The organism is Akkermansia sp. N21116 (assembly GCF_029854705.2).
Lineage (GTDB): Bacteria > Verrucomicrobiota > Verrucomicrobiia > Verrucomicrobiales > Akkermansiaceae > Akkermansia.
In genome coordinates this window covers 3,227,059-3,247,218 of sequence record NZ_CP139035.1, presented here as the reverse complement: position 1 = coordinate 3,247,218, position 20,160 = coordinate 3,227,059, and the positions used below count along the sequence as shown (strand labels likewise).

Sequence of the window (20,160 nt, the reverse complement as noted above, 5' to 3'; positions counted from 1 at the left end):
GAGGAAGATGAAAAAGGCTGTCTCATTGTTTTTTTCCCGTCCGGTTTGGTTTGTTCTGATTGTACTGGCCGTATTGCTGCCGTTGGGGCAGGGTGCCGTGAACTACGATGAGGCGGGAAAGCTGATGTTCCGGATTTTGAAGAAGGAACACATTTCTCGCCGCGCCTTTGACGATAATGCCTCGGAACGGGCTCTGGAGATGTACCTGAAGAGCCTGGACCCGTCCAAGATCTACTTTACTCTCCAGGACGTGAACAGGCTGCGTGCTAAATTCGCTACGGATCTGGATGATTATATCCGTGATGGAGAGGCCATGCAGGTGGCCCGCCCCCTATTCATGCAGTACATGGCTCGCGTCGCTCAGAGAACGGAGTACGCGCGAGAATTGCTGGCTAAGGAAGAATTCAAGTTCGACCGTCAGGAGGGCGTGCCGCGTTCCCGGAGGCATATGGAGTGGCCCCGCAACGATGAGGAAATGAAGAAGGTCTGGAGGGACAGGATCGAGATGGAACTGCTGCAGGAAGTCCTGCAACAGGGGAAAATCGACGGCAAGGAGTATGTAGCTCCCTCTGAAGAGGCCCTGCGAAACGCCCGGAAGAATATTTCCCTTCGTTACGAACGGAAGATTCGCGATCTGAGGGAATTGACCGCTGCTGAAGATGTTGCCGAGGCTTTGCTGAATGCCGTTGCCATGGTGTACGACCCGCATACTTCGTATATGGGGGTGAAGCAGCAGGGCTTTTTCATGTCTTCGGCGAGTGGAGAGTGTACGAGTATCGGCCTGGGGGTACGGATGGATGACGACGGCGTGTTCCGGGTGGCGGAAGTTCTGCCCGGTACTCCGGCGGATACCTGCGGGAAAATTCACCGGGGAGATCGTTTGATTGCCGTGGATTCCGGCAACACGGGCAAGCTGGTGGATATCCGGTACATGAATCAATCCAAGGTGATTGATCTCCTGAGCGGTGCCGAGGGTACGGTCATTCGTTTGAAACTGGAGCCTGCAGACAATCCTCAAGAGTCCCGGATCGTGATACTGGAGTGTGTCTTGCTGGAACTGGAGGACGAGTTTGCCCGAGGCCGGGTTGTCGATGTTCTCCGCACTCCGGGAAGGAAGAATGTCAAACTGGGGATTTTGACTCTTCCGGGATTTTACAGTGCTTCTCCCGGAGAGAAGGGGCATCGGTCCGGAACCGATGTCGAAAAAATTCTAGCTAGAATGGTTCGGGAAAAAGTGGATGGCGCAGTGATTGATCTCCGGCACAATGGTGGAGGTTCACTGGACGAAGTGGTGCATATGATCGGATTGCTGACCGGAGCCGGGCCTGTTGTCCAGGTACGTGATGGGGATGGAAAGGTGGAACAGCGCATTTCCGACAGGAAAGAACCGTTGTTCAAAGGCCCTCTTGTCGTGTTGACCGACAAATGGTCTGCCTCTGCCTCTGAGCTGATGGCCGCTGCCTTGCAGGATTATGGGCGGGCCCTGATTGTGGGTGAAAAGGCAACATTCGGCAAGGGTTCCGTCCAGGGAGTGATTATGCTGGGGCACCTGATGTCGGCCTATTCGGATCGTTCTCGGGCCGGGTGTTTGAAGGTGACGATATCCAAATTCTATCGTGTTTCCGGAGGTTCGACCCAGTTGAAAGGAGTGGAGAGCGACATTGTATTGCCCGGTCTGACGACGTATTACGGGATGAGCGAGGACGGCATGGACTATGCCTTGCCGTACGATGAGGTTCCCCCTTGCGGCGATTATGTGAAGGACAAATGGCTCGCGAGCATTCTCCCCCGCCTGCGCGAACGGAGTAGCAGACGTTCTGCCGGGGATATGGATTTCCGGCTTATTGCCGCAGAGGCGGAACGCATGCAACAAGAAAAAAAGGACAATGTTCTTTCGTTGAATCTTGAAGAACGGATGCGGGAGATGAAGGAGGAAATGACGCGGATCAAATCCATTGAAGAAGAAAGGTCTGTTCGCTATAAGGCGATGAAAAAGAAAGAGTCGGAACGTTACCGCATGTACCGGTTGTCCTTGAAGGATGTCGATGCCAGACAGCTCCCTCTGCTTACGGAAAAACAATCCGGAGCACAACGGATGGAGATGAGGGAAAGATTCCACAAAGAATTAATCAGTCCGGAAGGCTATCCTTCCGGTCTTGATCCCGTGCTGCGGGAGGGGATGAACATTCTGGTGGATATGGTGGATTTGAAGAAGGGAGTTGCTCCGTCTCGCCTGGAACCCCTGCCTTCTGTTGATGATTCTCTGTCAAAAGGATCGTGATATTCTTAGAGTGTGAAGTGTCTTGTCGCGGCCCGGAGTTTTTCCTCCCTTCCGCATGACGGGTTTAATGACAGGACATGAACTCGAAAAAGAATAGACAAAGGACCGTAAATACATAAACCTGCCTTGTAAACGTTATGATAGCCGCGCGTGGCGTCGGCAGCAACAAGATACAAGCATGGTTTTTCCCACAATGAAGATACAGCTCAAGAATTGGGTTCGCAAGGTGGCTGGGGTGGTTCTCGTCGGCCTCATGGTGTCGTCCTGCGCTCAGGGGGCAACGGATTTTAATGATGTCGGTAAACGAATGTCCATTCTTTTACAGAGCCTCCATTTTTCCAAGAAGGAGTTCAGCGACAAGCTTTCCAATGACTTTTTGGATATGTACCTGAAACGTCTGGATCCCTCCCGCATCTTCTTTACGAAGGAGGATGTGGATTCCCTGCGTTCCCGGTACGGCAAGGAGCTGGATGATTATTTGCTTTCCGGTGAAGTGATGAAGGCGGCTTTGCCGTTGTATACGTTGTATTGTCAGCGGGTAGAGCAGCGTATCAAGTACGCCGAAGAACTTTTGAAAAAAGATGACTTCAAGTTTGACCGCAAGGAATACGTTGCCCGTTCACGCCGCAAGGTAGAATGGCCCAAGGACGAAGAAGAGATGAATAAAGTGTGGCGCGACATGGTGGAGGAGCAACTCCTCTCCGAAATCATGCGGCGTGAAACGATCGCCCGCCTCGCCAAGGAACAGAACAAGCCCGACCCGGCGGCTTCTGAGAAATCCCCCAAGGAAAAGCTTTCCCTCCGCTATGACCGTATCCTGAGAAACCTCAAGGAATCTTCCGATGAGGAAGATGTGGCCAATGCTTTGCTTAGTGCCGTAGCCTTGGTCTATGATCCTCATACGGAGTACATGAGCGCCCGTGAAACAGATCGCTTCAAGTCTTCGATGGGTGGATCTCTGACGGGAATCGGCGCCCTCCTCGGTCAGGAGGACGACGGTGCCGTCAAAATCAATGGTATCGTCGTCGGGGGGCCTGCGGACAAGAGCGGGGAACTCAAACTGAATGACCGTATTGTGGCCGTCGACAGCAACAACACGGGAGAGATGACGGATATACTCTTTATGCGTCTGGACAAGGTTGTTGACATGATCCGGGGCAAGGAAGGGTCTACGATTCGCATGAAGGTGGAGCCTGCCAGCAATCCCGGCCAGGCCAAGATCGTGACGTTGAAGCGTTCCAAGGTCGAGCTCCGTGACGAACTGGCCAAGGGCGAAATCCTGGAAATGAAGCAGGACGACGGCAAGATCATCAAGATGGGGGTGTTGACGCTCCCGTCGTTTTACGCCGACATGGACGGAGGTGACCGTCGTTGTGCTACGGATGTGAAGAAGATTCTCCAGCGCATGGTGAAAGAAGGTGTCGAAGGGCTGGTGATCGACTTGCGTAACAATGGCGGCGGTTCGTTGGAAGAAGTCCGCCTGATGACCGGTTTCTTTACGGGCAGTGGCCCGGTGGTGAAAATCAAGGATTCCCGCGGTGAAGAGGCAACCAAGGACGTGTGGAACAAGAATCCCCTTTTCAAGGGTGAAATCGTTGTTCTGACCAACAAACTCTCGGCATCCGCCTCGGAAATTCTGGCGGCGGCCCTGCAGGATTACGGGCGTGCCGTCATTGTCGGCGACACATCCACCTTCGGGAAGGGTACTGTCCAGCAGCCGATCGAATTGGGGCGTTTCCTGCCGTACTTTTCCGACCGTAGCCGTGCCGGGATTTTGAAACTGACGACGCAGAAATTCTACCGTGTAGCGGGCGGATCGACCCAGCTTAAGGGAGTCGTCAGCGATATTGTACTGCCCAGTGCGACAGCCGCTTTTGAAGTGGGCGAGGACAAACAGGACTACGCCATGCCGTATGATCAGATCGCCAAATCCAAGGATTACGTCAAGGACAAATGGATAGACTCCGTCCTCCCGAAACTCCGGGAAAGGAGCGAAATCCGCGTGTCCCGTGACCGTGACCTTCAGATCATGAAGGAAGAGATCGAGATGGTGAAGAAGCGTCTCGCAGAAAATAAACTCTCTATCAATAAGGAAGAAAGAGAGAAGGAAAGCAGCGAACTTCTGGCTCGCCGGAAGTCCATCAATGAGGAACGTAAAACGCGGTTTGCCGAAATGGCGAAAAATGATGCCTCGCGTTATAAGATCTACCGTTTGACTTTGGATGATGTCAATGCGGACAAATTGCCGCAGGCCGATCCGGAGAAGGACAACGAACAGTTCATGAAGATGGCGGAAAACCCGACGGATCAGCTGGACGATTCTCCGAAGTATCCCTCCGGTCTGGATCCCGAACTTCGCGAAAGCCTGAATATCGTAGCCGATATGGTAGATATGAAGAAGGGGGAACCCCTCAGTAAATTGGAACAAGAGCCCGCCGCAGGGAAGTAATCATTCGTTTTACCGATCCCAACCAATCAAAAGCTTGTTCCGTCAACCGTGCGGAACAAGCTTTTTTTGAATTACCGTTGGTGGTGCGTTTTACCGGGATTATTGCCCGACGCGCATGTAGATGATGGAATCGACGATGAGTTCACCCTGCAGGGAATCTCCGACGATGACCAGCGGCTGACCGTCCTGCACGTAACCTTCTTTTTTCAGAATGTCGATGGCTTGGTGGACCATGAGGGATGGATCTTTGAAGAAAACGAGAGGGAAGGCAGTGACGTCGCGGGCCAGGGCTAGGCGCCGGACGACGATGGGGTCGTTGCAGAAGGCGAAGATCGAGGCTTTCTCCGGCCTGAGCACGGCGGCGTCGATGGCCATGATTCCTCGGCGGGTAAAGATGACGAGGTTGGCTCCGTCGATAGAGTCGGCCAGGTCGATAGCGGCGCGCAGCGTCTTCTGACGGTCGTTTTTCAGGATGGCTTCCGAGGAGAAGTGGCTATCTTCCTCCCGCTCCATGCGGCGGGCGATGGAGTCGAGCATTTGGACGCAGCGGACGGGATAGAGACCGACGGAAGTTTCTCCGGAGAGCATGACGGCATCGGCCTGTTCGAAGATGGCATTGGAAACGTCCGTGACTTCGGCGCGTGTCGGGGTCGGCTGTGTGATCATGGATTCCAGCATGTGCGTGGCGATGATGCTGCGTTTGCCGAGCCTGTGGCATTGCCGGACGATGTCCCGCTGGATGACGGGCAGTTCCTGGATATTGACTTCGATGCCGAGGTCCCCGCGGGCTACCATGATGACGTCGCTGGCGCTGATGATGTCGTCAATGTGGCGGATGGCCTGCTGGTCTTCGATTTTAGCGATAATCTGGGCGTTTCCTCCCAGGCGTTCAATGTGATCCCGGAGTTCGGCGATGTGTGCGGCGTTGCGAACGAAAGACATGGCTACGTAATCGACGTCGCATTCGACAGCCAGTTCCAGGTCGGCGAGGTCTTTCTCCGTCAGGGCGGGGAGGCGAAGGGCTACTCCGGGGAGGTTGATGTGGCGGCGGGAACCGAAAACGCCTTCCGTCATAACGGTGCAGACAATGCGGTCCGGCATGATGTGGTCGACTCGCATCAGGAGTGCTCCGTTATCGACGACGATAGTGTTGCCTTCTTGAACATCTTCCAAAAGGCCGTCGTAGTTGACGGTTGTAGAGTAGGGCATCCCGGGGGCGGCGGAAGTCAGGCGGATTTCGAGCTGGTCGTTTTCCTTGAGGTGATAGGGTTCTGGCAGTTCTCCCGTACGGATGGAGGGCCCTTGCAGGTCGACAAGAATAGCTATGTTTGCCTGATGCCGTTCCGCTTCCAGACGGATGGCGCGGATGAGGTTGCGCACCCACTCGTGCTTGCTGTGGCTCATGTTGAGCCGGAAAACGTTGGCTCCCGCATCAATGAGCTGGCCGAGCATGTCGCGCGATTCGGTGGCTGGTCCAATGGTGCAGATAATTTTTGTGGAGCGTTTGTCGGAAATGGTGTTCATGATAGCGAAGTAGTGAAGGTCAAAGTTTCCTTCACTCGGATTATGGCCCAGGACAAGGCGAGGATAAAGATTTAATTTTTCCATTTCGGCCGGTTGAAGCTGTTGCCACCTGCGATTCAGGAGTGCATAGTGTCGGTATGGGAACATGTACCGTAGAATTGGTGAATACCGGCACGGAGTTGTTGCTGGGCAATGTTGTGAATACGAATGCCGCCTGGCTGGGGCAGAAGTTGTTTTCGATCGGGTGGCGTGTTTCCCGCCAGACGGTGGTACCGGATGGAGATGCCATTTTATCTGCCTTGCGCGAGGCGTCTGCCCGGTCTTGCGTGGTACTTGTGACCGGGGGGCTGGGGCCGACGAGTGACGATGTGACTCGTGATGCTCTGGCTGCATTGTTCGGCGTGGGAATGAAGGAGGATGCCGAGGTTGTCCGGAGGTTGCAGGACTATTTTGCTTCCCGGAATCGGGACATGGCTCCAGGCAACCTCCGGCAGGCCATGGTGCCGAAAGGGGCGGAAGTCCTTTGGAATTCCCATGGAACGGCTCCCGGATTATGGATGCCGGGCAAGCCGGAATCATCCCTGCCCGACGTGGTGCTTTTGCCCGGTCCCCCACGTGAATTGTTTTTTATGATGGAGGAATATGTGTTGCCTCGCCTGAAAGTCCGTTCGGGGGGGGCGCATGAGCGCATGATCAATGTAAAGACGGCCGGGATCGGAGAAAGCGATTTACATGAACTGGTGGATGGAGGACTGGCTGCCGTTCCCGGGTTGGAATGGGGATATTGCGCCCGTGCCGGGGAGGTGGATGTCCGTCTGATCGGGCCGGAATCTGCGTTGGCTTCTGCTTCGGAGGTTTTGAAACTGCGATCCGGAGAATATATTGTATCTGATGACGGGGCATGTCTTGAGGAGGTCCTGGTGCGGGAACTGGCTGCGAAGGGAAGAACCGTAGCGACGGCGGAAAGCTGTACGGGCGGTTTGATTGCGAAGCGCTTGACCGATGTCTCCGGGGCATCGGGGGTGTTTCATTTCGGCTGGGTGACCTATGCCAATGAGGCGAAGGAAAAGGAATTGGGGGTTTCCTGTCAGTTGTTAAAAGCCTTCGGTGCCGTGAGCGAACCTGTTGCCGGAGCAATGGCCGAAGGAGCTCTGCATCAGTCTCACGCCGATTTGGCGGTTGCCGTTAGCGGTATTGCCGGTCCCGGTGGAGGAACTCCGGAAAAACCGGTCGGTACCGTGTGTCTGGCCTGGGCTCGCCGGGGCGGGGAAACCCTGGTAGAGACGCGTCATTTCCCGGGAGACCGCGATTTTTTCCGTCAATATGTGGCTCAAACGGCATTGGCGGGCCTGTTGAGAATCCTGCGGGAGGGCTAGGTCCTTTCTAGCGCAATGTCTCGAAGGAAGGGCCGGAAAAATGTGGGGGCTGCCCTGTCGGAAGACAGGGCAGCCCCCGGTTTTTCTCTTTATTGCTTCCGATATCAGAAGTTGTACCGGTAGCCTATGCTGCCGTTGATCGTTGTCATCCGGGTTCGGATATCAGCGTTGGCTTCCATGAAAATACTTCCCTGATCTCCGGTCGGGATACTCAGGCTTGTACCGCATTGAATGGCTGTCGTACCCGCTTTGCTTCCCTTGACGGTGCGTCCGTAAGCGGGGGATGCGAGGAAGCCGACAGTGCCCTCATTCCGCGTATCTCCGCAGTCCTGGGCGATTTGAAGTCTCACTTCGCCCAGGGATTCACGCCCGAAGAAGTTGCTTCCGACAAGTCCCATCAGACGTCCCCCGAGGGAGAAGGTAGCTGTTGTTCCTTCGAGATCGCTGACATGCAGTCCGGCATTGTCAGCTCCCGATTCCGCGAAGCTGTCAAGTTTGTTCTTCATGACGGAAACGTTGAGCAGCGGTTGGAAAATGGCGGAATGATTATCATTGAGTGCGATATCGTAGGTTGCCTCGTACATGGCTCCCCAAGTCAGGCCGTTGGTGGTACTTGAGGCGATGTAGCTGTCATTTCCGAAGCATACGGTACGGCTGACCTTTGCATCGCTTCTTCCTGCGGTGACGATGAAATTGTGTCCCCATTTCCCGCTTTGGTAGCGGGCGAAGAGGTTGGCATAATAGGTATCCATGTCTCCGCTGAGATGATCAGCGGCATCTGCGGTCAGTTTGCCATAGCTGGCTGTGATAGCCATGCCCAGCGTGAGTTTTTCACTGACGTTTGCATCAATGCCGAAGGTGCCTCCCCATGTATTGAACCTGAATCCGGCCGCGTCTCCGGAGCCGTCCAGGTTATTGTAGGTGCCGTTTGCCTGGATCCAGGTATTCCATAAGGGGAGCTCGTTGCCGAAGTCGTATCCTTCGGGAAGTCCCATGATAGTCATTCTATTGCGAATCAGCGTTTGCTGGTATCGGTAGTCGGCCTTCTGGGCTCCCATGAGGCTTGTCAGGGTATTCCCTGCGCTGGCTGCCATTGCCCGGCTGGCGATTCCGGTTTGACCGGCCTGGATGGCATCCATCGTGAAGGCGAGGATGCGGTCCAGATTGGATCCGCTTGTTTGTAATCCGGCATTCCAGAGCATGTCGGCTCCGGCCGCGGCCGTTTCCGATTGGGCGTATTGTTGAAGCAGGTTGTCTTGCCGGCTTCCGGTCGGAGTGGCGACAAGCTTTTTGCCGCTGGTATCAAGGTGGAGCGTTGCGGTGGTGTAGAAAAGGGCGATGCTCTTTTCTAGAGTCACATTCCAGTCGCTCATTGTTGTTTCCTTACCTATGATTGTCCCGTTGGCATTCAGGAAACCTTGATCCGCATGCATGACAAGGAGATCGGGCAATGGGGCTTCCCAGCCGTCAGATTTGTAATTGACCAGCGTGACGGACAATGTCTTCGGCAGAGTGATGGTACCCATGGATACGACGCCTCCTTCGGAGTTGGGAACGATGGTGCTGATAGACGAACCTTCTGCGAAAACGGCATTTCCTTTCAGAGTCAAGCTGACGGGATCGGAAACGATAGCTGCCGAATTCGATCCCAGGACGAGGGCGGCTCCCCGGTTGACAGTCAGGCTTTCGGCATAGGTATCGGCAAGAATATGCAATTCCGTCGTCGTGGCATCTGCCGTACGAAGCGCCGGGTTGCCGTCCGGTTGTCCGACATTGATATGGGCGTACTCGATCGCGTTGCTGCCTGTTTCCGGCGCGTTGACGACCATGACTCCGTTTTGGATATCAATGTTGAAATTCCTGTTTCCGGACGTATTCAGGAACTGAACGCCCCGGCCTGTTTTGAGCAGGGTTCCCGCTCCCAGAAGCTGGCCGGAGAAGGTGGCTTGCCTGTCGCCGGCAAGCGTGGCAGTTGGTGAATTCCCATTCAGCGTCAGGTTGCCCGATCCGGAAAGTTCCTGGAACGTGGTATCCGCAGCGATGGAAGCGCTGCCTGTTCCCGACATGGAAACAAGAATATCTCCCTGGAACAGAACACCGTTGTTGGTGAAGGTTGCTCCTTTGTCGACGAAGATGATACCGTTACCGTTCAGGACGGAACCTTCCGCCAGGATGCTTTCTCCATCGGAGAGGGAGATGAAATCTCCTCCGAAGTTGAGTTCCGTTCCTTGATCCATGGATAGAGATCCGGCTCCTATGTTGCCGCTTACCGACATGGAACCTTTCTGCAGATGGATTCCTCCGGAAATAGCCGCATCGCCGGTGACGGCAAGTGTTGCCTTGCCGGGATCTCCGTTGTTGTAATCAACGATGACGGAAGTCGCCTTGAGTCCTTGTCCGACGGAGAGATTGCCTCCCGCAAGGTGGAGGCGGGCCGTGGTAAGGGAACCATTGATGATCATGTCCCCTTCGGTAATGGTCGTAAACCCTGCTGAGGTGGCGACATTACCGCCGATTGTTTGAGTGTACTTTCCTGTTTTTCCGATGGAAGCACCTCCGGAAATGCTGCCGGCGTAGGTATCATCCATGATGGATTTATCCATAAGGAGCGTTACTGAAGAATCGTCCCCTGTCTGGATCATGGCGCTTGTGGTTTCGCCTCGGAGATCTTTGAGCGTCATGGAGGTATCGGAAGAAAGCTCTATGTTCAGCGTTCCGTCCACTTCGATGAAGGGGAAGGAATCCAGTTCCCGTCCGCTGGTGAATGTGACTTGTTCTTCTTCCGCGATGATGTACGGCATGTTGGGATCCACTGCTCCGATGGTGATGACGCCTTGACGGATGCCTTCCAACGTGTAGCCGATGGCCTTCAACAACGGATTGAAATCAATCCTGGCGGTGTCGACATCCAGGTTTCCGTTGGTGACGAGGAAGTCATACGTGTAGTTGTTTTCCCTCTGATCCATCAAAAAGTCCTTCATGCTGGCGATCCCCAGTTGAAGATGTCCCGAAATGGACAGTTGGTCAGTGGTACCGTCCTGGAACAGAACCGCGTATTTCTTGCCTTCCATGGATGTTCCTTGCTGGAAAAGGTTGTCCATGGAGAGGGTCAGGGAAACGGAATCCAGGCTGACAGTTCCGTTAATGCCCGAGACCGTAGCTCCTGCAACGGTTTCCAAGCGGGAAATTCGCTCTCCCAGGATGCCGTTTAGCGCGACATCTCCGTCGGCGATGACGGAAACGGTCGTTCCTTCCCCGATTTGCCGGAGAGAGCCGGAATGCATGGTGACGGTCCCGTCCATGGAATTGCCGCCCATATCGAGCGATCCGTTGTTCGTGACAGTCAGAGCTCCGGTACCGATGCCCGAGGTGGTGGAAGCGATGCTGAGGGAGGCGCCGTCGACGGTCATGGAGCCTCCGTGCAGGGAAAGACCTGCGAGTGAGGCTGCCTGTCCTGCTATTGTTAAGGAGGAATCGGTGTGGGCGAGGTTCACAGTCCCGGTGAAATCGTCGAGGTTTTCCAGGCGAAGACGGACGGTCGTATCCTCTGTTCCGAGGTTAAGGATACCATCGCCGGAGATCGCGTTGGAGACGGTTCCGTCGAACTTGAGGGCGGCTTGGGAACTGGCGCCATTGACGGCCAAGGCGGATTGGCTGCCCAGGGCCTCGGCATTACCGAGGATGAGGGTTGATCCGTTTTGGACTGTTGTGGGGCCGGTATGCGTGTTGCCGGAATCCGGGCTGCCGGTCAGTGTGAAGGTTGATCCCTGATCAATAGTCAGGCCGACATTGCCGGAGATGATGCCGGAGAAGGAGGAAGCTGCGTTTGTGCGTCCGATCGTCAGGACAGTGGCGGAATCGGAGCTGTTGGTGATTCTTCCCGTTCCGGAAAGGATGGAGACGGTATTGCTTTCCCAAAGGTCGAGTGTTCCGCTGTCACCAATTGCCAGCTGATTGGAATGGGCACGATCTACGCCCAATGCCTGAGTGTGGTTGGCGATCAATGTTCCTTCGGCAATATTGAGTCCGGGCAGGTAATTGGCGCCGCTGATCATCAAACGGCCATCGCCCGTCTTTTTGAGGGTAAATTTGGTGCCGTCATTATTCGGATCGTCCATGCGGGATATCTGTCCGGCCAGTTCAACTTCAGCATCGGCAATGTTCTTCGTAGAGGAAGTCACATGGAATGTGTACGAGTGTTCGTTGCTGGTACCGAAATGGGAAATATCGGCGTCAATAACCAATTTCCCGGCGCCTTGCGAACCATCGTAGGAAAGTGCCGTACTTCCATTCGTGGTGAAGAAGAAGCCCAGAGAGTTCGTATTGCCTTCGCCGGAGTTTGTGATCAGCATGTTTTCTCCGGTGCCTCCGGCTTGCAGGGTTTTACCCAGCAGGAGAGCGGTTGATTTGTAGTAGCCGGCAGAGTTGCCGTTCAAGTCCAGCGTACCTCCTGCCATGGAGATCTGCGTTTGTACGGATGTAGCAATTTTAAGTGCGTTTCCGGATGCGAGAACAACCGTACCTCCATTGATAGTGAGGGCTTCCGCATTGCCATTGACCGATCCGCTCTGTCCGAGGGTCAGGGAACCTGTCCCGTTGACAACGAGGCTTTTCTGTAAGGCATTGGCCCAGGATACATGGTTGCCTCCGAGGTCGACTTTGACGGCGGCAGTGGAAGAGGCGTCAATCAAATCGGAAATATCCTGGGAAGCTTCGTTGCCGTAGGCAAGGGTACCGCCGTTGAACACAAGCTTGTTTCCGGATACCAGAAGGTCGCCGGATGCATCCAGTTTCAGGATGCCGGAAGCCGAAGCGAGATTCACGGCTCCGGTGCCGAGCCCCTGCGTTGTACGCAAGGTGACGGTGCCGCCGTTGATGGTAGAGCCTCCGGAGAAGGTGTTGGCTCCATTGGAGATGACGAGCTCTCCCGAACCGTTTTTGACAAGGGTTGTCTGTGTATTGGGAGCATCGGCAATGATGCCGGTGCCCTGCCAGGTATAGCTTGTTCCGTTGCTTCCCGCCGAGTTGCTGACGGTGATGGCTCCGGGGGCGACTGTGCCTTCGATGGTGAGCGTCGAGGAGGCGATGCCGGAGAGATCCAGGAAGGTGACGGCGGAAGGATCCGCATAGGCCTTGTCTCCATTCTTGCCCCAACCAGTGTTATCGCTGGCAGTGCTCCATGTGCCAGTGGCTCCTCCATGCCATTCCAGGCCGGGAGCCGTTCCCAGCATAAAGAGCAGGGATTTGCCGTCCGTGCCGCCCATGGTGAGGGTGTAAAGCGTCGAGGAATCGAGGCCTGTGACGGTGAAGGTTCCGTCGATCCAGTCCTGCGTCAGAGACGTATCGGTGGTGAGCAGGGTGTAGGTGGCCTTGTCGAGACCGTTGAAGGCGGAGAGATCGAGAGTGGCGCTGCCTCCCGTTCCCGTATTCAGGGTGCCGTTAATCGTGAGTGCCGTACTGCTGCCTGCGGTGAAATCGTCGGCTCCCAGCCTGATGGTGCCTCCGAGCAGTTCCACATTGGCCGTGAGACTGGCTCCCGTATTAGCCGTCAGGCTGATGTTGGTCGCCAGGGAATAGGTGGCGGTGTTGCTTTCACTAGCCAGTGTCAGCACAGCATCTTTGTCCATCGTAATGTTACCGTTGAAGGTCCCTGAAGCGATGGATGCCGTACCTGTGATTCCCCCGGTGATGACGAGAGACTGGCCTTGCTTGTAGTTACCGGCAAAATTGACGCTGCCACCCGCCAGCGTGATTGTATTGGCGTCTGCCCCAAAGGCGTTGGCATGCCCCGAAATGACGGTTCCCGCCTTGACGACCATGCCGCCGGAGAACGAGTTGTCAGTGGAAATGGTGACGTCGCCAGTACGGTTGAGGATGAGTTGGCCCGTCCCGGTGATGGAGCCTGCCCAGGAACCGGTTGTTCCTCCGTCGCCCAGTTGGACGGCCCCTTCCGCGATTTTCAATACACCAGTGGTCGTACTGTCCCCGGTCAAGATCCAATCTTCCGTACCTCTCTTGATGACGTTGTTGATTCGGTTGTTCGAGGCTAACATCACTTTGCCAGAGTAGGTGGCTCCTCCGGCCTTGTCGATTTGGACATCGATATAGCGGTCTCCAGCAGATCCATAGTCGGCTTTGAAGTCTCCGGAACCAGTCAGGTTGCCGATCTTGAAGGCATTGTCTTCTGTTGCGAACGAGGTGCTTCCGAGAGTGACATTAGCGCCGGCGTCAATGATGAGGTCCGGTCGATAATCATCGGCGAATGTTTGCCCATTGGCGGTAGTGGGCGAAAAGATGATATAACCGGCATTACTCTGGATAGTTCCGTCAAACTTGCTGCCTATGGTGTCTATGACGAAATTAGAAGATCCCGATTTGGCGAACGTTCCGCTTCCTTCGAGTTTGCCTTTAAGGGTTGTCGCGCCGGTGAGATTTAGCTGAATGGTGCTTCCTTGTGCGATGGAGACCGTACCGTTTTGCCATATGTCCCCTGTCACATCAATCCGTGCCGTTGCTGCCGCCGTGTTTGTCAGGATGCCTCCGTTGGAGAATGTCAGGGCATTGGAGATGGTCTGTCCATTCAGATCCAGCGTGCCTGTCCCGCTTAGGGTGATAGAAGTTGCCGAGGTAAGGGTATCGGCAGATGTGATCTGTACGGTACCTCCTTGAATGGTGAGGGAATTGGCGCCGATAGCACTGGCGGAGTTGAGAGTCAGTATTCCTGTTGTGCCGTTAATCGTCAGGTTTTTGTTGATGGCTGTTCCCCATGAGACCTGTGCTGCCCCTAGATTGATCGCAACGTTCGCCGTGGAGGAGTCGCTGATCAAGGTGGAAATATCCTGATTGGCCGTATCCCCGTAAGAGAGAGTTCCGCCATTGAAAATCAACTTGTTTCCTGATTTCAACAAATCTCCATCCGCATCCAGCAGGAGCGTTGCATTGGCGCCGGACAGAGTGATTGTGCCGGTCCCGAGGCCTTGGACGGCTTGAAGCTTGATGCTCCCTCCGCTGATGGTAGTGCCTCCGGAGAAGGTATTGGCGCCATTGGCGATGGTGAGTTCTCCGGATCCTTCCTTGAGCAGAGTTGTCGTGGCGGATTCTTCGGAATCAGCGATGATGCCGGTACCTTTCCACGTGAAGGATGTCGCCGTGTTATTGACAATGATCTGCGACGGTTTGACGGTACCTTCGAGAGTAATTTCGGAAGCGGTTATGTCGGGTATGTCCAGGAAGGAGACTTTGTCCCCATCCTTAAAGCTGTTGACGCCGGCGCCTGTCCACCCCGTGTTGCCGCTGGCGGCGCTCCAGGTGCCGGAGGCTCCGCCGTTCCAGGTGAGGGAAGAAATTCCGGATGCCTTCAGGATGGAAAGAATCAGGCTCTTATCGTTTGTGCCTCCGAATAGCAACTCGTAGGAATCTGACGCCAATCCGGATACGGAGAAGGCATTCAGAATGTTTTGTGTCAGTGATGTATTACTTGTCAGGAGTGTGTAGTTTCCCTGCCCGAACGATGCGAAGTCGGACAGGTTGAGAGTGACTGTACTTCCCTCGGAAGCAAGACTCAGGGAACCTCCGAGAGTGAGTGTCGTGGTGGTATTGGCCAGGGCGTCCGTCGAATTCAGGACGATTGTCCCGCCGTCCAAAACCATGTTGCCGGTGAGGGTTGCCCCTGTGTCGGCCATGAGCGTAATCCCGGTACCCAGAGAATAAGTAGCGGCATTAGCCCCGCTGATCAGGCTCAAGGCGGCTCCCTTGCCGATGGTCAGGTTTCCATCAAAATTGCCCGAAGCGACGGTAGCAGTGCCGCTGCCTCCGGCGATGACGAGAGACTGGCTCTTCTTGTAGTTGCCGGCAAAATTGACGTTGCCACCCGCCAGCGTGATTATATTGGCGTCTGCCCCAAAGGCGTTGGCATGGCCCGCGGTGACGGTTCCCGCCTTGATGACCATGCCGCCGGAGAACGAGTTGTCAGTGGAAATGGTGACCTCGCCGGTACGGTTGATGATGAGTTGACCTGCCCCGGTGATGGAGCCTGCCCAGGATCCCGTGGTGCCTCCGTCGCCCAGTTGGACTTTGCCTTCCTCAATTTTCAGTACACCTGTGGCGGTGCTGTTTCCCGTCAGGATCCAGTCTTCCGTGCCGCGTTTGATGGCATTGTAGTTTCGTGTATCACTAGTCTTTTGGAATTGACCCGCGAAGATGGCGCCTCCTTCCTTGTCGATTTGGACATCAACCCAGAATGGTCCTGTCCCGTAGTCTCCTGCAAAAATTCCACTTCCGGTAACATTGCCGAGCTTCAGTGCATTCGCTTCCGATTTGAATGAATTGTCCATGGTAACCTTGCCGTCGGCTCCGATGATCAAATCCGGGCGGTAGCCTTCGGCAAAGGTTTGGGCATTGGCCGTTCCGGGATGGAACGCGAAATAGCCCTGGCTGACTTTGATGGTTCCGTCGAAGGTATTACCTGTCGAAACCAGTTGCAGGTGACGGACTCCGTTCTGTACTTTTTCAAAGGTTCCGGATCCGGTGAGGTTGGCATCCAACGCACCATGATCCGATGTCATATTGATCTGAAGTGTCTTTCCTGCATCAATGGAGATGGTTCCGTTGCTCCAGAATTTGGTGTTGATGCTAGGTCCGGCGACACTGATTTGGGCGATGGTGTCCGACGAGTTGGTCAGGATGCCGCCTGCCGTGAAGGCCAGAGTCTTGGAAATTTCCTGACCGTTGAGGTCAAGCGTGCCTTTTGCTCCGATGTTGACGGCGGAAGTGCTGCCCAGGGCATTGGCATGGTTGAGCTTGAGTGTGCCTCCGAGGATATTGGTTGCGGAGGTATAGGTATTATTGCCGGAGAAGGTGACGGTTTGCGTTTTGGAGGCATCCGTGTCTTCTCCGATGTTGAGGGTACCTCCGCCGGAAAGGACGGCGCTGATGTCCCATGAATTGGTGCGGAGCAGGTTCAGCGTACCGTCGTTTTGGAGAATGCCGGTATGCAGCGTGCCGTTTCCGGTGATTTTGAGATTGACCTCGCTTTCGACCAGGATGGTGCCGGTAAAGGCGGTATTGTCTCCTGTCAGGATATAAGCCTGGTTGGTGCCTCCCGATTTATTACGGAAGGTCAGGGTGGCCTCCGTTCCCGCTCCGTCGGCGTTGGCTATGCTGCCGGTTAAGGTGAGCGTTCGTTTGTCCCCATTATGGTTTTGAAGGATGATGCCGCCGTTGGATCCGATGAGCAGTTGGTTGCCCCATGTCCAGTTGCCGGATGATGCCTGGCCTCCTCCTTCGGTACCGTAGTTGACGCCCAGCGTACCTCCGTCCAGAGTGACGGAGCCGGAACCGATGCCTCCGGTAAAGCTGCCCGGTACTGTATTCCAGAGGGCATACAGAGAGGAATTTCCAGTGATGATCCAGTTGACGGAGGGGATGGCGCCTGACGCGGTATCAATGATGGCGAGGCCTCCGCCCGTCAGGGTGATGGTATTGGCGCCTTCGCTGCCGAAATAGCCTCGGTTGTAGTTTGTCGAAACGCCGATGCGCAATACCTTGCTGGCGGCAATGTCCCATGTCTGGCTTGCGGTGACCATCAGGCTTTGGATGATGGCTCCGTTGCTGAATTGCGAGAGAACAATCCCCCCTTCTCCGATTTTGAGTGCATTGCTGCTGTTTGCCGCGCCGGATGCGTTGGTGACAATACGCACCAATGCGTTGGCCTCGTTGGAATTGTCCAGTTCTAGCCTGTAAACGGCTAAAGAAGCTTCCTGTGTGATGGCGGCTTCCTGGGAAAATGTCCCGGAGAAGCGGATCGTATTGATTGCTTCAGGGACAGAACCTCCTTCCCAGGACTCTGCGCTGTTCAGGGAAATGACGTTATTGGCTTTGATAATAGCATCACCGGTCAGGGAAGGCAGGGAGGGCAGGGTGGCGGTACCGTAGAGGGAGCCGTCCTGCGTAGGGGCGTAGCTTCCCGTTTCCCAGGAGAGATGGGACAGGAAGCCGTAGGAGAGCAACCCGTCGATGCTTCCGACGGAAAAGGCGTCCGTCAGGGTGGTTCCCCCGGCAAGGGCTTCTCCGATGAGTTGCCCGTTGCGCCAGACGTAGTACCCGGCATCGACTCCCTGAGTATTGCCGTCGGCCATGTATGTAATGCGGAGATCAAGATTCTCGTTGCCCTGGCTGCTGGAATAAAGCAGTGTGTTGTTGCTTCCCCAGTAGATGCCCGTGTTTGTGATCGTCAGGAAACCGTTGCCGGTTTCCCCGTCCCCCAAGGACATGACCATGCCGTTGCCGGAGACGGAATAGAGCTGCATGCTGGCTTCGACGGTGAAGCCTGTAGAGGCCGCGACCTCCCAGCCGGTTGCCGTCAGGGAAGCGGTAGATTTGTACCCGGCATTGATAAGAAGTCCGGAAAGTCCAGAAGACGAATCGCTATATGCTTGCCATTGATCCGGAGACGAAATTGTGAAATCTCCCAGATGGTCGAGAGTAGGAGTCATCCGGTGGCTAAAGGTGGTTGCCGCCTTGCTTTCCAAACCCAGGGTTCGCTGCCCGATGCCGAGAGCTCTCGCAAGGTTGCCGGCGACGATGAGTTCTCCCTGTTTATTGGGATGTGCTCCTGCGTTGTCGTAGTGGACGCTGGGTGACGTGCTGACCCCGCTTCCGACATTGCCGTAGGAAACGTTGGACGTTTCGGTCGACCAGGTCTTGAGGGCTTCTGCCAGTTCGGCATTGAACCCGTCGCTCAGTCCGTAGGTCCCGTTGTTGGACGCGGTCGGCAGAAGTCCCATGACCAGGACGTTAACGTTCGGATTGTACTCTTGGTAGGCCTGGACGATCGAGTGGATGTTCCCGATGACGTCGGCATTGGTATAGGCGCTCGTACTGCCGTCGGGCCGGGAAATAGCGGTTCCGTTTCTGACTGCAATCAGGTCGTTGATCCCGATCATCAGGCAGACAGTGTCCGGTTTTTTATCACCATATTTGGAAGCATACGTCGGTCCCGCGTATGTTTGAAGGTTTCCACCGTTGTAAAAGGTGGTTGGACTGCCTGTATGGGGGTTGTTGAGTCCGAGGAGGTTCCAGACCGGTGCTTCGTGGGGACGTGTGCCGGGATTGTTGTTGTATCCCCTATTATTTTCTGGAATACCGGACCATGTATAAGTTCTGGCGCTGGCGGCAGCTTCGTGTGTAGGATCGAAGTTTTGGCCTCGGTAGGGGGCGGATACGACATTTGCCCCGGTTCCTGTCGAGGTTACTTCTCCTATTCCCATGGGGGTATAGGCCACGCCGTTATCGACAAAATTTTTGAACAGGGAATAGCGGTAACTGGGTGATCCGGGCGCATAATCTACGCCTCCCCAGTGGCCGCCTTGTGTGATGGAATCTCCGACAAATACGATATTGCCGGGAGAGGAGGACGTGGTGGCTGAGTAGGCGTTGAATACCATTGCATTCAATAGCATGGACGCGAGTAAAAGAGGGAGTCGGAGTTTCATGGTTTTATTGGGAGTGAACGTACAGTTGCACGTTCCCTGGCGGGGTGTCAATGTAAACCCTGATTACTCAAATTGGCTGGAATACTCTTTGATTGTATATATAATTAACTTATAATCAGATATTTATGAGATTGTTTTCTGTGTTCGTTTGGAGGTGGTCTTTTTATCAAGAGGTGGGTGTCTGCTTTTATTTAATACAATAAATTGAAATACAATATATTATGCAAATTAATCGAGAAGATTTTGGTTTGCTATTTGGTCGGAAAATTCTATTTTGATTGATGTTAATATGCTTAATATCAATCAAAAATGTGGTTGAATCAAATAAGGGATTTCACAAGGGAAGAAATGGAACAAAGAAATAGGACCTTGGATGTGATCGGGATTGATATCTTCAATATACCGGGTGGAAATAGAACAAAGAAATAGGGACTGCTCCGTCTCCCGACGGAACAGCCCCCTGTCTTTCTCTTTCTCTTTTCTTTGTTTCTTCTGGTTTCAGAAGTGGATCGGTAGTCTGCTTTTCCGTTTTGTATACGGGAAGCTCCTACAGTTTCCTAAAACCTGTTCCTGAGAGCCGTGCGGCTCAGATCAAGAATAAAGGTTTCCCTTGTCTGTTACCACGGTGACATGATGATGACTGGGGTTAACAATGGGAACCGGCTTCTTCCTTCTTGCTTCGCTACCGGGATATTGGGCGTAACCGCGAATGAATCACAGAACGCCCAATATCCTGCAGCGTAGACGCGAGCGATAAAAGCCAGACATCATTGCTGTGTTAGGGAGTTGGCCTACTACTAGTGAATTCTTTTCTTATCGTCAAGATAAAAAAGTATTTTATGTGAATATTTTTTTTCTGTGGATCAGGATGTCACGGTGGTGTAAAAAATGATATAATATGCTTATTGTAAATAATAAACGATAGTACTTAATGTGCTTGTCGGTGTGTTCGTGTGTGCTTTTGCAACGTGAAAATATGTTATTTTAACGTTTTTAAATACGATTTTTTGTGCAAGGGTGCAGTTTCCGGTGAATGAT

The 20,160-nt window shown here is 54.3% G+C and carries 5 protein-coding genes; 3 read left to right on the top strand and 2 right to left on the bottom strand.

Features of this window, described 5'->3' with window-relative positions:
• Positions 1 to 7 precede the first annotated feature (7 nt).
• Positions 8 to 2,281: a carboxy terminal-processing peptidase gene (locus tag QET93_RS12205; RefSeq protein WP_280132211.1), complete on the top strand. Its 2,274-nt coding sequence runs from the start codon at positions 8 to 10 to the stop codon at positions 2,279 to 2,281.
• 193 nt (positions 2,282 to 2,474) lie between these two features.
• Positions 2,475 to 4,730, top strand: a complete 2,256-nt coding sequence (locus QET93_RS12200; RefSeq protein WP_280132210.1) for a carboxy terminal-processing peptidase — start codon at positions 2,475 to 2,477, stop codon at positions 4,728 to 4,730.
• A gap of 99 nt (positions 4,731 to 4,829) precedes the next feature.
• On the opposite strand, the gene pyk is transcribed toward QET93_RS12200, so the two are convergent.
• Complete coding sequence (gene pyk, locus QET93_RS12195) at positions 4,830 to 6,254, bottom strand: pyruvate kinase (protein WP_280132209.1); 1,425 nt, start codon at positions 6,252 to 6,254, stop codon at positions 4,830 to 4,832.
• 137 nt (positions 6,255 to 6,391) lie between these two features.
• Here pyk and QET93_RS12190 point away from each other — a divergent pair, with 137 nt between their 5' ends.
• Entirely contained in the window at positions 6,392 to 7,630 is a 1,239-nt protein-coding gene (locus QET93_RS12190; RefSeq protein ID WP_280132208.1) for a competence/damage-inducible protein A, read from the top strand.
• Between the two features lie 104 nt (positions 7,631 to 7,734).
• On the opposite strand, the gene QET93_RS12185 is transcribed toward QET93_RS12190, so the two are convergent.
• Entirely contained in the window at positions 7,735 to 19,122 is an 11,388-nt protein-coding gene (locus tag QET93_RS12185; RefSeq protein ID WP_280132207.1) for an autotransporter-associated beta strand repeat-containing protein, read from the bottom strand.
• Positions 19,123 to 20,160: the final 1,038 nt, after the last annotated feature.

Coding starts and splice junctions, on each gene's coding strand:
- pyk (WP_280132209.1), bottom strand. CDS start 6,254: ATGAACACCATTTCCGACAAACGCTCCACAAAAATTATCTGCACCATT.
- QET93_RS12190 (WP_280132208.1), top strand. CDS start 6,392: ATGGGAACATGTACCGTAGAATTGGTGAATACCGGCACGGAGTTGTTG.
- QET93_RS12200 (WP_280132210.1), top strand. CDS start 2,475: ATGAAGATACAGCTCAAGAATTGGGTTCGCAAGGTGGCTGGGGTGGTT.
- QET93_RS12205 (WP_280132211.1), top strand. CDS start 8: ATGAAAAAGGCTGTCTCATTGTTTTTTTCCCGTCCGGTTTGGTTTGTT.
- QET93_RS12185 (WP_280132207.1), bottom strand. CDS start 19,122: ATGAAACTCCGACTCCCTCTTTTACTCGCGTCCATGCTATTGAATGCA.